Annotated in this window: 12 protein-coding genes; 3 read left to right on the forward strand and 9 right to left on the reverse strand. The window is 64.8% G+C overall.

Annotated features, from left to right (window positions below):
* Positions 1-1,221: lipase family protein (locus LG367_RS14965; protein ID WP_226470071.1), on the forward strand; the 1,221-nt coding region annotated here is incomplete at its 5' end.
* Between the two features lie 109 nt (positions 1,222-1,330).
* On the opposite strand, the gene LG367_RS14970 is transcribed toward LG367_RS14965, so the two are convergent.
* The 4 genes from LG367_RS14970 to LG367_RS14985 all read right to left on the reverse strand — a co-directional run bounded on the left by LG367_RS14970 (position 1,331) and on the right by LG367_RS14985 (position 7,002).
* Positions 1,331-2,275, reverse strand: a complete 945-nt coding sequence (locus LG367_RS14970) for an alpha/beta hydrolase (protein ID WP_226470072.1) — start codon at positions 2,273-2,275, stop codon at positions 1,331-1,333.
* 256 nt (positions 2,276-2,531) lie between these two features.
* On the reverse strand, positions 2,532-3,449 hold the full coding sequence (locus LG367_RS14975; RefSeq protein ID WP_226470073.1) for a 2-dehydro-3-deoxygalactonokinase: 918 nt from the start codon (positions 3,447-3,449) through the stop codon (positions 2,532-2,534).
* A gap of 9 nt (positions 3,450-3,458) precedes the next feature.
* Positions 3,459-4,199, reverse strand: coding sequence for an SDR family NAD(P)-dependent oxidoreductase (locus LG367_RS14980; protein ID WP_226470074.1), 741 nt, complete (start codon positions 4,197-4,199; stop codon positions 3,459-3,461).
* Positions 4,200-4,230: 31 nt separating this feature from the next.
* On the reverse strand, positions 4,231-7,002 hold the full coding sequence (locus LG367_RS14985) for a TonB-dependent receptor (protein WP_226470075.1): 2,772 nt from the start codon (positions 7,000-7,002) through the stop codon (positions 4,231-4,233).
* A gap of 289 nt (positions 7,003-7,291) precedes the next feature.
* Between LG367_RS14985 and LG367_RS14990 the strand changes: the two genes are divergently transcribed.
* Positions 7,292-8,224 carry a dihydrodipicolinate synthase family protein gene (locus tag LG367_RS14990; protein WP_226470076.1) on the forward strand — a complete coding sequence of 311 codons (933 nt, stop codon included), beginning with the start codon at positions 7,292-7,294 and terminating at the stop codon, positions 8,222-8,224.
* A complete protein-coding gene (locus LG367_RS14995) occupies positions 8,221-9,393 on the forward strand; it encodes a mandelate racemase/muconate lactonizing enzyme family protein (protein WP_226470077.1) in 1,173 nt (390 codons plus the stop codon). The genes LG367_RS14990 and LG367_RS14995 overlap by 4 nt, the downstream gene beginning before the upstream one ends.
* On the opposite strand, the gene LG367_RS15000 is transcribed toward LG367_RS14995, so the two are convergent.
* The 5 genes from LG367_RS15000 to LG367_RS15020 form a co-directional block, all read right to left on the reverse strand.
* Positions 9,372-10,646 (reverse strand): MFS transporter, encoded by a 1,275-nt coding sequence (locus LG367_RS15000; RefSeq protein ID WP_226470078.1) that lies wholly within the window; start codon positions 10,644-10,646, stop codon positions 9,372-9,374. The two genes, LG367_RS14995 and LG367_RS15000, sit on opposite strands and share 22 nt — an antisense overlap.
* 77 nt (positions 10,647-10,723) lie before the next feature.
* Positions 10,724-11,443, reverse strand: coding sequence for an IclR family transcriptional regulator (locus LG367_RS15005; protein ID WP_226470079.1), 720 nt, complete (start codon positions 11,441-11,443; stop codon positions 10,724-10,726).
* A gap of 61 nt (positions 11,444-11,504) precedes the next feature.
* Positions 11,505-12,515: an alpha/beta hydrolase gene (locus tag LG367_RS15010; RefSeq protein WP_226470080.1), complete on the reverse strand. Its 1,011-nt coding sequence runs from the start codon at positions 12,513-12,515 to the stop codon at positions 11,505-11,507.
* Positions 12,464-13,108, reverse strand: coding sequence for a 2-dehydro-3-deoxy-6-phosphogalactonate aldolase (locus LG367_RS15015; RefSeq protein WP_226470081.1), 645 nt, complete (start codon positions 13,106-13,108; stop codon positions 12,464-12,466). Before LG367_RS15015 ends, LG367_RS15010 begins: the two co-directional genes overlap by 52 nt.
* Before the next feature lie 31 nt (positions 13,109-13,139).
* A complete protein-coding gene (locus tag LG367_RS15020; RefSeq protein WP_226470082.1) occupies positions 13,140-14,165 on the reverse strand; it encodes a DUF4432 family protein in 1,026 nt (341 codons plus the stop codon).
* Positions 14,166-14,222 lie beyond the last annotated feature (57 nt).

Raw genomic sequence — 14,222 nt, forward strand, 5'->3', positions numbered from 1 at the left:
GGCCAGGATCCGTTCTACCGATACGACGGCAGCACACCGCTGGAAGACATTGCACCTGGCACGGTGTTGAAGACCCGCACCATCCCTTACCACGTCATCGGGTTTCCGCTGCCGATCAAGAACACACAGCTGTTGTATCGCTCGACGGGACAGCTCGGACAGGCGACGGTGAATGTCACGTCCGTGGTCCAACCGGTTCTGTACTTCGGCCCGAAGAAGCTGGTCTCGTATCAGTCGTTCTACGATTCGCTCAATCCCGATGATGAGCCGTCGTATGCGATCTCGGGCGGGGTGACGCTCGGCGGGTTGATCCCGAATGTCGAATCGCTGCTGATCGCTCCGCTTCTGAGCCAGGGTTACAGCATCACGATCCCGGACACCCAGGGCCAGCAGGCAAACTTCGCGGCCGGGCCGGAGTACGGCATGAATACCCTGGATTCCTTGCGGGCCACGTTCAACTCGCGGGAAGTCGGTCTGCCCAGCTATACCAAAGCCGCGCTGATCGGCTATTCCGGCGGCGCGATCGCAACCGAATGGGCGGCCGAGCTTGCACCCGGTTATGCGCCCGACATGGACAAGCGCATCATCGGAGCGTCGATGGGCGGCGTGCTGGTGCAGCCGTTGCACAACCTGCACTACGTCGAAGGCAGCCTGGGATGGGCCGGGATCATGCCCGCAGCACTCATCGGCATCGCGCGCTCGTTCGATATCGATCTGAAACCCTATCTCAATGACTACGGCTTGACGCTCAACGAACGGCTGCAGAAGGCCTCGATCATCAACGTCCTGTATCAGTATCCCGGACTGACGTGGAGCGCGATCGCCAAGCCGGAATACCAGATTCCGGAGAAGGTCCCGGTACTCGTGGAAGCCGCGAACGATCTGATCATGAGCACGGGCGGCACACCGTCAGTGCCATTGCATATCGTGCAGGGCGCCGCTGGAGAACTCGAAGGAACGCTGGGCAATAAACCGGGCATCGGCCGCGGCGACGGCGTCATGATCGCTGGCGACGTGCGGACGCTGGCCCGCGATTATTGTTCGCGCGGCGTCAAGGTCCAATACAGCGAGAATCCGTTGCTCAGCCATGTCGGGGCCACCTTGCAATGGATTCCCGAGATGCTGCTCTGGGTGAACGGCCGGTTCGCGGGTTTCGCGGCGCCGCAAAATTGCTCGCAGATTCCGGTCGGGAATCCGGTGGAGCCGACGCCGCTCCCCTGAACATTCAGTCCACTGAAAATTTGACGTAACTTGCAAGCGCTGCGCACTCAACGCAGCGCTTGCCTATTTGGGCGCCGAGCCGAAACGGGAACGGCATCCAAACATCTGCCTACACCAAACCCTTCGCCCATTCTTTGAGAATAGAAACGTACAACTCCGGTTCCGCCTCATGCAGGGCATGTGTCTTGTCCGGCAGAGATTGGTAGTCGAAGCGCTGTCCCGCCTTTTCGACCAAAGTACGTGCGTAGTTGATTTGAAGATCCGATGCCACCCCGTGCAGCTCGCCCGTAACAGGGTCAGCCCCGCGGTAATGGTGAGTGAAAAGCATGGGCACCTTGGCCGATTGCAGTATCTCCTTTTGGCTGCAGCCGGCCGTCGCGGTTCCGGAAAGAAAGGCACGCCCCCACTCCGGATCATATTCCTTGAGGTTCTGCGGCGGGCCATCCGATTTTGCAATCCATGCCAGCACCCACGGGGGAATTTTCGAGGGCGCTGCGGCGATCATGCCTTCCCAGTCACCAACGGACCATTGATCGCCCAAATAGGTACTGAAAAGCCAGAACAAATTGCTGACCGCCGATTGATGCAAGCCATTGCCACAAGCGGGAGTGAGTTCGGAACTGAAGATCGGCGCATCCTCCAGGTACACCGCGCGCACCAAACCTGGCGGCGCGTAAGCAGCGAGCCATGCGGCAACGACGCCGCCCGACGAATTCCCGGCAACGATGGCCGGACGCCCGATGACCAGCTGGATGAAGCGAACCACATCGTTGGCGATGTTATCGACGGTATAACGGCCTGGCGTTCGTGTCGTTTTTCCCTGGCCGCGCAAATCGACCGCATAAACACGGTAATCGGCCGCCAGCTGCTGCATTGCGGCCTCGTAGGCCCACCAGGATTCAGCCTGCGCAGGAAGCAGCAGGAGTGCCGGGGCCGATTCCTCGCCGGCCACGGCGTAGTTCATCACGACCTCGCCGAGATCGATCGTTGCCTCCTGAAAGGCATGTGGAATGTAAGTTTCTTTTGGAAAATCTGGACCAAATCGCAAACCCATGGCAATTCCTCATCATTGAAATGACATCAATCAACAGGCATACAGCCGCACCTACTGCAATCAAAAAAATCCGACGCACGCCTCACATAATCCAGCATACGAGTGGATACTTTTCGTTGCAATTAGGTTTAATTAGGGCATTTATCGCCGCGTTCCATTCGCGGCGAAATCCTGTCTGATGACGAGAATGAAATGCGATCAGGATATTGGAGGAAACCCCACGATCCGTAAGGATTTCTCTTGAAGTAATTGCGGATCAAGCCACCGACATCGCAGCCGCATGCAATGCTGAAAATCCCTTCGTCGTGGCGTCGGCGGCATCGACGGTTGCCGAATTCAGATTCAAGCGCGCCAGCGCTTCCGCGTACATCGCGCAGACCGGGCCTGCGCCAATCAATGTGATCGTTTGATCGGCTGTGAGTGGATACGTGGCCTGGACATCGGCGATTTCCGCACCGATGAGCAACCCGCGCAGGTACGATGCCGCGTCGTCACGCGCGAGTTCCTTGCGAATCACGCGCGCGCGGGCACCAAACAGCAAAGTGCCCAGCCCCAGCGCGCCGCGCGCGCCTGCCTGCACGCCTGCGTGAAATGCAGGGCCGGGGGTCGCCGGCGCGCCAACGATCGACGCGAGCAAACCCGCGGCGGTGAGTCGATCGAAGATCTCGCCGGACATCGCCGTCATGAATTCCTCGACACGGCCATCCACGATCCGCACCCATTTGCTGTGCGTCCCGGGCAAGGCAACCATGCCGTCGCGCGGCAGACGACCCGCGCACAGCAGGCCGAACAGTTCGGTTTCCTCGCCACGCATGATGTCCGGCGCACCGTCGGCGGCACGACGGCAAGCCAATCCCGGCACGATGCGCATGATGCGTCCGGCGATGCGCGTGGAATGCAGCCGTGACGCGAGTCCATCGAGACCGATCGGACAATCGACGTAAGCGACTTCCTCCCAACCGATATTCGAACCGATCATGCCGCAGGCATACAGGCTTCCCACGTTGGGCCAGCGCTGACCGACCTGCTCGACCCTGGCTTCCATGGCCGGCCGATCGAGCGCGGCGATGGCGGATGCCTCGATCCAGGCGTCCTGCACGACACCGGCTTCGTTCAACAAATACGTGCGGAAATTGGAGCTGCCCCAGTTGATCGCGATGAAATCCTGCCCCATTCGCCGTCCTCAGCTCCGCGTCATGCCGGCGCCGCCGTCGACCGGAAAAACCCCGCCGGTGATCCAGCGGCTTCCTTCGCCCGCCAGGAACAGCGCCAGTTCCGCCACATCCTCCGCGGTGCCGAGACGGCCGAGCGGATGCCGGCCGATGTTGCGCATACGCGCGGCTTGAGGATCATCGGCGCGCTGGAACGAAGCCTGCAGCATCGGCGTATCGATCGAAGCCGGCGCCACGGCATTGACGCGCACCTGCCACGGCGCGAATTCGAGCGCGGCGGTGCGCACCAGCGATTCGAGTGCCGCTTTGCTCGCCGCATAGGCGGCCAGATTCGGCGTGGCGAAACGCGCATTGATCGACGACACGACCACCACCGAACCGCCGCCGAGATCACGCATGCCGGGAACGCAATGACGCAGCAGGCGTACCGCGGACACGACATTGCTGTCGTAGATGTCCAGATACAACGCATCTTCCGAATCGAGCACCGATCCCGGCGGACAGACTCCCGCGCAGTGCACCAGGATCGTCGCCGCGCCATGTGCCGCCGTGGCGGCCCGCACCGCCGTCGCCAGGGCTGCGTCGTCGCGCAAGTCGGCTTGCAGCGACAACGTGGCTTCCGGCGCCGGCCGCAGATCGATGCCGCCGACGCGCACACCCTGCTCGCGCAACCGGCGCGTCACTTCGGCGCCGATACCGCTCGCCGCGCCGGTGACGATCGCCGCACGACCGGCCAACGATACGCCGTTCACCTCCACGCCTTCCTGTTCTGCATATCTGCCCTCAGAAACGCCAGGTCATCGTCGCCATGTAGTTCCGGCCATATACGACGTTGGTGCGTAGCCCTTCGTCGCTGCCGTCGTAGGTGCGCTGCTGGCTGTCGAGCAGATTGCTCGCCTCCACCTGCAACGAAAGCCGGTCGCTGAAATCGTAGCCGATCGAGGCCGCCAGGTCCGAATAAGTGTCGTTGTAGATGCCGGTGGCCGCGGCCGACAAGCCCACCAGATACTTGTCGCGCCAGTTGTACGCGACACGGGCGTTGAAGGGACCGGTTTCGTAGTAGAGGATCAGGTTGGCGTTGTTCTTCGACAGGCCCGGGAACGTCAGCGACCGCCCGGTGACATCCTTGATCGGCGTCTTGGAGTCGATGTAGGTATACGTGGCGACGACGCCGAAATTGCTCAGCGCGCCCGGCAGGAAGGTGAACGGCACCTGCGCGAGCAATTCCGCGCCCTGGATGGTGGCCTGATCGCCGTTGACCTTGCGATTGATCAGATAGTTGACGCCACCGTAGGTCTCGGCGTTCTGGCGCTGCACGATGAAGGTCGACACGTCCTTGTAGAACAGGCCCGCCGAGAGCAACGCGCCCTCGTCGTAGTAGTACTCCAGCGACAGGTCGTACTGATCGGCCTTGAACGGATCGAGCGCCGGCGCACCGCCGACACCGGTACCGGGCGTGATCTGTACCCCACCCTCGAACACGGCGTTGTTGTACAGCATCACGCCGTTGTTGAGATCTTCCGTGTTGGGGAACGCCACCACGCGCGCCGCGCCGCCGCGCAGGACCAGCTTGTCCGTGATGTCGAGCTTGGCGGTCGCCGAAGGCAGCCACTCGCGATCGGTGCGGGTGTAGTCGATGGACTGCGGCACGTTGTTGACGCCGAGCAGATAGCCGCGCGAATCCAGTTCGCGTTGCACGTAGCGCACGCCGACGTTGCCCGTCAGCGGCATGCCGCCGACCTGGGTGTCCCAGTCGAGCTTGGTGTAGCCCTCGAAGAAATCCTCGTTGATGTCGAAGGTGCTGGCATAGGCCTGCGGATTGTTGATGCCGTCCAGGCACTGCGGGTCGCGACTGATCTGAGGCAGTGCGCCGAACGCCGCGCAACCACTGAACGCCTCGCGGTAGCTGGCCAGGAAGCTGCGTGGCAACCCGTCGAACTCGCCGCGCATGAAGTTGTTGTTGCTGTACGTGCGCAGGAAATCACCGAGCGCCGTTGCCGGAATGCCACCGGCGGGGCGAATGTCGGCGCGAGAGGGATTCTGCTCGCTCTCCAGCTTGTTGTAGCGGACGCCGAAATCCAGCGCGCGCACTGCGCCCGAATCGAAGCTCCAGGTCCAGTCGGTGCGCAATCCGCGGTTGTCGGTCTGGGCGCGGTAGTCGTTGTCGAACAGGATCGACAGGCGCATCTGCGACGGATCGGTCAGATCGACGCCGCTGATGTTGAAGCTGCCGAAATCGCCATCCCGCAGATCGAAGTCGACCACCGAGGTGATGCCGGCCATCGGTTGCAGACGCATGTAGCGCTGGTGGTATCGGGCGCTGGAACGGCCGTAGGATGCCTCGACCGAGCCGTCCAGATGCTCGCTCGCATTGAAGGTGGCCTTCAGCGCCGTCGACCAGATGTCGCTGTCGATGTCGGCGATCTCGGTGTTGGCCTGCACCGGGCCGGTCGAACGGCCGGCGACCAGGATGTCGTTGTCCGAATAGACCGCATTGCTGATGTTGGCGCTGGGATTGAACGCCAGCCAGTAGCGATCGCGATTGGCGTTCTGCTTCGAATAGAAGGTGTCGGCGGTGATCTCGACGCCGTCGACGGGACGCCATTGCAGGATGATGCTGGCGCCGACCTTCTTGCGATCGTCGTCGATGGCCTGCGCGCGCATGTCGGTGCTGCCGAAGCGCGTGCGCGTCGGGTCGTTGTTGCTGTCCTTAAAGGCCGCGTAGCCGGAGAAGGTGTCGAGCCCTTGCTGCACCACCTCGCGTTGGCTGTAGGTGGCGGCGAGCATGGCGCCGAAGCGCTGATCCTCGGAACGCAGGGACAACAGCGCGAAGCCCTGCCCGCCGCTCTTGCGCGCCAGCTCGTCATAGCTGCCGGAGAAGCTCGCGACGTTCTGCGTGCCGTCGCCGTACAGCGGCAGGCGCGTTTCGATGTCGATGATGCCGCCCAATCCACCCGCGATCTGATCAGCGCCGGCGAGTTTGGTGACCGACAGACGTGAAATCAGTTCGGAAGGCACCAGGGTCAGCAAGCCGTAAGTCGATGTGTTGAGCTGATCGAGGCCGTTGCCGCCGCGCCCAGTGGCGTCGTAGATCGGACGGCCGTTGTAGAGATAAACGTTCTCGCGCAAGCCGCGCACCAGCACGTCGCTGCCCTGCCCCATGCCGCGTTCGAGCTGCACGCCGGCGACGCGCCCCAGCGATTCGGCGACGTTGGTGTCCGGGAGCTTGCCGATGTCGTTGGCGACGATCGCGTCGACGATCTGCGGCGAATCGCGCTTGATGTCGCGCGAGGCTTCCAGGCTGCCGGCGATGCCGCGCACGGTCATCCGCTCCATGGTCTGGACGCCGTCCTGACCCTGCTGTGTCGCGGCGCCTTGCGGTGGCCCGGCCTGGCTCTGGTCCTGCGCGGTGCTGCCGGTTTGCGGTTGCGGTGTCGGCGCCCGTTCCGGAGTGCTCGGTGTGTCCGGAGCAGCGGATTGAGCAGTTGCCGGCAGCGAGGCGAACAACACCTGCGCAAGCAGCGACGACAGGATCGTACGGCGGGTATTGCGCATTACGGTGTCCTCCCTCAATGGGGAGCGAACCGGGCATCGCCACCCTGCATGCCGCACGTTACCGCGGGCATCCGGCTGGCCGATCAGAGCGCTCCCTCCCGGTCGCTCCTTACCTCTACGGATTTGTCGTTCGGAACCGCCCGTCCGCTCAGGCGGCTCCGTTGCCATTTGTCGCTATTATAGCAATAATAATCCGCAGGGCAAGACCCAGGCAACACGGCCCCCGGAGCTTCGCCGTTCCGGAGGCCGGTTTCATCGATTTCCATCTGCAAGTTCAAGGACACGGCGCATGAAGAAGCCGGCTGGCGTATTTCCCATACTCCCGACGATTTTCACTTCTTCGGGCGCGCTCGATCTGGACGGCACTCGCAATGTGCTCGAATACATCCTGGCCGCCGGCGCAACGGGCGTCGTCTTCCCCGGCCTGGCCAGCGAATACGACATGCTGTCGGTGGACGAGCGACTGGAAGTGACGGCGGCGCTCGGCGGCTGGATCAACGGACGCGTCCCGCTGATCGTCGGTGCCAGCCATCCCGATGCCGAGGTGGCGGCGCGTCTGGCGCGCGCCGGCGCGAATGTCGGGGCCGTCGCCGCCATGGTGCTCACGCCACACGCGCACGCGGGTGATCCCGAAGCGATGGCGCACTACTTCCACAACATCCATGCCACATCCGGTATCGCGATCATGCTGCAGAACGCGCCCGCGCCGATGGGGATCGGGCTGGGCGTGGCGCAGATCGCGGCGCTGGTGCGAGCGGTCGAGGGAATCCGCTACGTCAAGGAAGAAACCGCGCCTTCGGGCCATCGCATCACCGCGCTCGCATCCGAGGCCGGCGATGCGCTCGATGCGGTGTTCGGCGGCGCCGGCGCGCGCCACGTGATCGACGAGCTGCAGCGCGGCGCCATCGGCACCATGCCCGCTTGCGAGATCACCGAGGTCCACGTGGAGATGCTGGCGCGCTTCCAGCGCGGCGACGTCGGCGGCGCGCGCGACCTGTTCGAACGCACCCTGCCCCTGCTCAACATGCAGGCGGTGTTCCGCTGGCGGCTGACCAAGGCGGTGCTGCTGCGGCGCGGCCTGATCGACAGCGATCACGTCCGCGCGCCCGGACCGGCGCTGGACAGGTACGATCAGCACGAACTCGATGCCATGCTCGCACGCATCGCCGATCTGGTCCCCATCGACGGCGTGTCCGAGCACCGCGCCCGCATGCCCGCATGAATCCTCTCGTCACCAAGGTCGAAACCTTCATCGTCACCGTGCCGCGCGACACGCCCTACCTGGGTCCGCTCGGCCCAGGCGAGCGCGTCAACGCGCGCGGCTACGTGGTACGCAAGGGCAATGGCACGATCTATCCGTCGCTCGATCGCTCGGTGGCGGTGCGCGTGACCTGCGCCGACGGCAGCGAGGGCTGGGGCGAAACCTATGGCATCTGCGCGCCGCGGGCGACCTGCGAGATCATCAACGACCTGCTCGCGCCCGAGCTGATCGGCCGCAATCCGGAAGACGTGGAGCGGATCTGGGACGATCTGTACGGCCTGATGCGCGTGCGCGGCTGCAACTCGGGATTCCATGTCGATGCGATAACCGCGCTGGACATCGCGCTGTGGGACCTGCGCGCCCGCGCGCATGGCCTGCCGCTCTGGCAGATGCTCGGTTCGCGGCAACGCGAGCGCGTGCCGGGTTACCTGTCGGGATTGCCCGCTTCGACACTGGAAGGGCGCGTCGAGATGGCACGCCGCTTCCGCGAACAGGGCCATGACGCGTTCAAGATCCACGCCGTGATCAGCAGCGAAGGCATCGTCGAGGAAGTCGCCGCCTTGCGCGAGGCACTCGGTGACGACGCGTTGCTGATGGCCGACCTGCACTGGAAATTCTCGGCGGACGAAGCACTTGCGCTGATCGAACAATTGGCGCCGTATCGCCTGCATTTCGTCGAGGCGCCGGTGAAGCCGGAGGACGTCGCCGGTCTGGCCTGGCTCTCGGCGCATTCGCCGACGCCGATCGCCGCCGGCGAGGAGTGGTACACCGAATACGAAGTGCGCTTGCGGTTGTCGCAGCAGTCGGTGCGCTTCATCCAGCCGGAGATGGGACACACCGGCATCACCCAGTTCCTCCGCATCAACGCACTGGCCGAAGCCGACGGCGTGCAGACGGCACCGCACGCGACCATCGGCACGGGACTGTTCCTCGCCGCGAGCCTGCACGCTTCGGTCACCGTGCCCGGCCTGTGGCGGCACGAATGGCAACACTCGGTGTTCGCGCGCGCGTTGGAACTGCTCGACACCGATATGGCCTACGCCGATCGCAGCTATCGCCTGCCCGGCGGACCGGGCCTTGGCGTTCGTCCCGGCCAGCGCTTCTGGGATTACGCCGAACCGTTGTCCTGATCCGACGCCGCGGCATTCGTGATCAGTCGCGAGCGCGGCGCCGACCGCACCGCCAGCCATGACACGCCCAGCGCCAGCGGATGCAAGGTCGCCATGATCAGGAAGCTGCGATCGAAATTGCCTCCCGCGACGAGGTTGCCCACCACCTGCGCCGACAGCATGCCGCCGAACGCGCTGCCGGCGCCGATGATGCCGAACGCCGTGGCGATATAACGGGTCGGATACAGATCCACCGCCAGCGCGCCGATATTGATCTGGAACACCAGATGCGCGAACACCACCAGCGATGCGATCGCGAACAACAGCGGCAAGGTCGGATGGAAGGCCGCGAACACGCCGATCGGCGCCAGCATCGCCGCGCCGGACATCGCCAGCATGCGGCTGCGCACCGGCGCCATGCCGCGCTTGATCATCGCGCTGGAAATCCCGCCGCCACCGATGCTGCCGATGTCGGCCGCGAGATAGACCAGCCATGCCGACGCCGCGATCGCGGTCAACGTCATACCGCGCTGGTCATTGAGATATTTGGGAAACCAGAACAGGTAGAAGTACCAGACCGGATCGGCCACCGCGCGCGAGAGCGCGAACAGCCATAGCGAACGATCGCGCAGCAGATCGCCCCACAGCGCGCGCTCGCCGCGCGCGTCGGCCGGCCGTGGCGGGCGTGCTTCGCGCGGATGCAGCCACAGCCATCCGATCAGCCACACCAGTCCGGCCGCGCCGGTGACGAAGAAAGCCGAACGCCAGCCATAGGCCATCGCCACGCCGCCGATCAGCGGCGGCGCCAGCGTGGCGCCGATCATCGCGCCGGCGGTGTAGATGCCGATGGCGAGACCGCGCTCGGCGGGCGGAAAGCGTTCAGATACCACCTTGGCACCGACCGTGTAATTGCCGGGCTCGCCCAGGCCAAGCGCGAAACGCGCGGCACCGAGCTGCCAGACATTGCGCGCCAGGCCCGTGAGCAGATTGGCGATCGACCACCACGTCACGAACAGCGTCAGCGCCCAGCGCGAGCCCAGCCAGTCCGTGATCCGCCCCGCGGCCAGGAAGGCCACCGCGTAGGCGAGCAGGAATGCCTGGACGATGTGCGCGTATTCCAGGTCGCTGATATCGAGATCGGCCTGGATGGTGGTCGCGAGGATCGACAGCGCCTGGCGGTCGAGATAGTTGAGGATGGTCGAGAAGAACAGCAGGGCGAGCAGGATCCAACGCAACCAGCCGCGCCCCCCGCCTCCACCCTCTGTCATCGCCATGCCCACACTCCCCGCCAGGACGATCGGGAAAGTATTACTAAATTAGCAACAAAGCAAATAACGATGCGGTGAGGCGCTCAACCAATGCTCTGCGCCGCCGAGCGCAAGGCCTCGACCAGCTCGGCGGTGGCCGACTCGGGAATCCAGCCGGACATCGCGATCCCGGCATACACCGGCGTCCCGACCGTCACGGCGACGATGTGATGGTCGCGATCATCGGCCACATGCACGCGCGCGTAGCCCTGCTCGCGCGTGCGCGCGAGCAATTCCAGCAGGCTGTCGATGCCGGCCGGGAACCGCGGGATCTCGCGATCGGCATACAGCTCGCGCACGTCCTCGTCCTGCAGTTGCGACAGCAGCACGATGCCGATGCCGCTGGTGGTGGCCGGCAGCAGGCCGATGCGGCCCAATCCGCGTGCCGCCTCGATGCCGGGCGGCGCGTGGAACAGATAGCTCACGCTGTCGTTCCAGAGCACGCCCATCGCCACCGTGTGGCCGAACCGGCGCAATCGTTCGAGCACCGGCAACGCGCGCTGGATCAGGCCGGACGCGAACAGGCTTTGCGCGGCCAGCACGTGCATGCCCGGGCCGGAGGTGTACTTGCGATCGGAGGTCTGGCGCACGATGCCCATGTAGGCCAGCGTCTTCAGCAGCCGGTTCACGCGCGTCGCGTTGGCGCCGAGCTGACGCGCCAGTTCGCGGCATCCGATCGGCTCGGGCGCCGAGGCCAACGCCTGCAGCGTCAGGATTCCATCAATCAGGCTCTGGTTCGGCTGGGCATTCGGCTTGACGCGCATGTGTGCAGATTAGCCGTGCCGCCTGCGCGCGGCTAGAGCATCGCTGGCATCGTACCGTTCTTCACGCCAATCCATGACGCACCTGCCAGCGTCGCGCCAGTCCCGGCCAGCCGGCGATCGGCAACGACGGATCGGCGCGCAGTCCGACACCGTGATCACCCTCCTCGAACAGATGCATGTCGGCGGCGCCACCGGCCACCCGCACCGCCTGATACATCAGCACGGACTGTTCGACCGAGACTTCGCGATCCTGCGCCGCGTGGATCAGCAGTATTGGCGGCATGTCCGCGGTCACATTCCGTTCGAGCGAATAGGCCGCCAGCTGCGCCGCCGTCGGCGCGGCGCCGAACAACGCTTCGCGGCTGCCCGCATGCGCGCACTCGACCATCGAGATCACCGGATAAAGCAGCACCAATCCGTCGGGACGCGCCGGCAATCGGTCCGCTTCATCGCCGGCCGGATAGACATGATCGTCGAAACGGATGGCAAGACTGCCCGCGAGATGCCCGCCGGCCGACGCACCGAAGACCGTCACGCGCTTGGGATCGATAGCCCATCGGCCCTGTCCGCCATGACGGATCAATCGCATCGCGCGCTGTGCATCCTGCAACGCGACGTCGGGCCCGGCGCCCCAGCGGTCCACGGGCAGCCGATACTTGAGCACGAACCCCACGACACCCAGCGACGCCATCCAGCGCGCGTACTCGTATCCCTCATGATCGATGCCGACTCGCTGATACCCGCCGCCGGGAATCAGCAGCACCGCCGCGCCCGTCGGCTCACGCGGTGCGAAATACGACAGCGTCGGATACGTCACCCGATGCGCCACACGTTTGCGCAGCCCGTTTTCGAGAATCTGCTCGTCGACGAATTCGGTGATCGGCGGCGCCGGCAATCCGGGCATCGCATCGGGCCAGAGCGGCAGCACCTGCGTCGGCTCGATCGTGGAAGCAGCGAAGTCGCGATACGCCGGTGCGGCGACGGGCGCGATCGAGGATTCGCGGCGCATCGCATCCATCGTCAGCGTGCTTTCCTCTTCGCTTCGGCGCCGCGCCAGGCCGCGATGGCGCATTCGGCTGCGCGCGCGACCGTGGCGGCGTCATCGCCCGGACGATACAGGCTGCTCCCCAATCCGAAACCGGCGACGCCGGCGTCGAGGAACGGCGTCAGGTTGTTGTCGTCGATGCCGCCAACGGCGAACACGAGCGTTTCGGCCGGCAACACCGCGCGCCATGCCGAAACGGTGCCCGCGCCAAGCTCGCGCGCGGGAAACAGCTTCAACGCGGCCGCGCCGGCCGAAAGCGCCGCGAACGCCTCGCTCATCGTGGCGACGCCCGGCATCACCTCGACACCTCGCTCGCGTGCCGCCCACACCACGTCACTGTCGAAATTCGGCGCCAGCAGCAAGCGGGCGCCCGCATCGACCGCCTGATCGGCCTCGGCGGCGGTCAGCACCGTTCCGGCACCGATCAGTGCGCGGTCGCCGAAGGCAGCCGCCAGCGCTTCGATACTTTCGAAAGGCGATGGCGAGTTCAACGGCACCTCGATGATCGTGAAGCCGCTGTCGATCAGCGTGGCGCCGATGTCGACCACTTCATCGGGATGCACGCCACGCAAGATGGCGATCAGCGGACACGAGCGCGCGGCGTCGGGCAGCGTCATCATCGCCGTGGCTCCACCCCAATGATCGCTCTGATCACGCCACGCCCTCCTCGAACCTGATTTCCTCGAACTCGATCGAGCCACCCCAATCCACGCCGCGAACGCGTCCGTTCGGCGCGAACAGTGTTGCCTCGACTCGCGTCGCGATCGTTTCATTCGGCGCGAGACCGATCGCCGTGCCACGCTGCGCCGCTTCCGCGAGCGAGGGCAGATCGCAGGCGGGTTCCAGCGCGATCATCCTGCGCGCGCCGTACCACGGGTAATCGCCTTCTCCACCCAGCATCCGCCACAGCCCCAGCACCGGGAAATGCTGCTCATTCCAGCGCAGCGCGACACCGGCGCCACGACGCGCATTCGACACGGCGAACCAGCCCTCGCTCACGCGATCGAAGCGCGTGAAGTCATGCAGCTTCGTCGCGTCGTCGGGCACGATCAAAAGATCGGCAGCGGCTTCGATGCTCACGGGAAGATCGATGCGCGTGCCCGCTTCGATGAGCGGCGCACCGAAGGTTGGATGATGTCCCCACAAAACCTCGATCCGATGCCCCGCCTCGTTGGTGATGCGCTCGTCCAGCCGCAGCGTTCCGCTGCCCTGCTCCAGCGACACGCGACGTTCGACCGCCAGCGGCGTGCGTCGCAACCGCGTGTGCAGCGTGATCGCGATCCGCTCCGGCCGATCCTCGTCGCACGTGACCTCCCAGGTGAGGAAGGTCGCTTCGCCATGCTGGCCATAGTCGGCGCCGCGATGCTGGCAAGGCATGGGACCGTTCGGCAGCATCAGATACCAGCCACCGGGGAACTGGTCGCGGAAGGCACCGACGGCCAGCGGCGACGAAGCGCCATCGAGCGCGTGCGGCAGTCCCGCCGGCGCCTGATGCAGCATTTCGGTGTCGGTCGGCTTGTGCAGCAATTCCAGGATGTCGCCGCCCTTGTCGGCGCACAGCACGACCCGCAGCGTCTCGTTTTCGAGCGACAGGCAGCGGCGGCCGCGCCACACGAAATCGCGCAGGCGGCAGCCCGTATTGCGGTGCTGGCCGAAGCGCGGACTGTCTTCTTTCATCGGCGACCCCTTGTGTGACTGTATAAGTAACATTAAATTGAAATAATGACAAAACTT

Source organism: Luteimonas panaciterrae (assembly GCF_020511115.1).
In the GTDB taxonomy this organism is placed as follows: domain Bacteria; phylum Pseudomonadota; class Gammaproteobacteria; order Xanthomonadales; family Xanthomonadaceae; genus Luteimonas; species Luteimonas panaciterrae.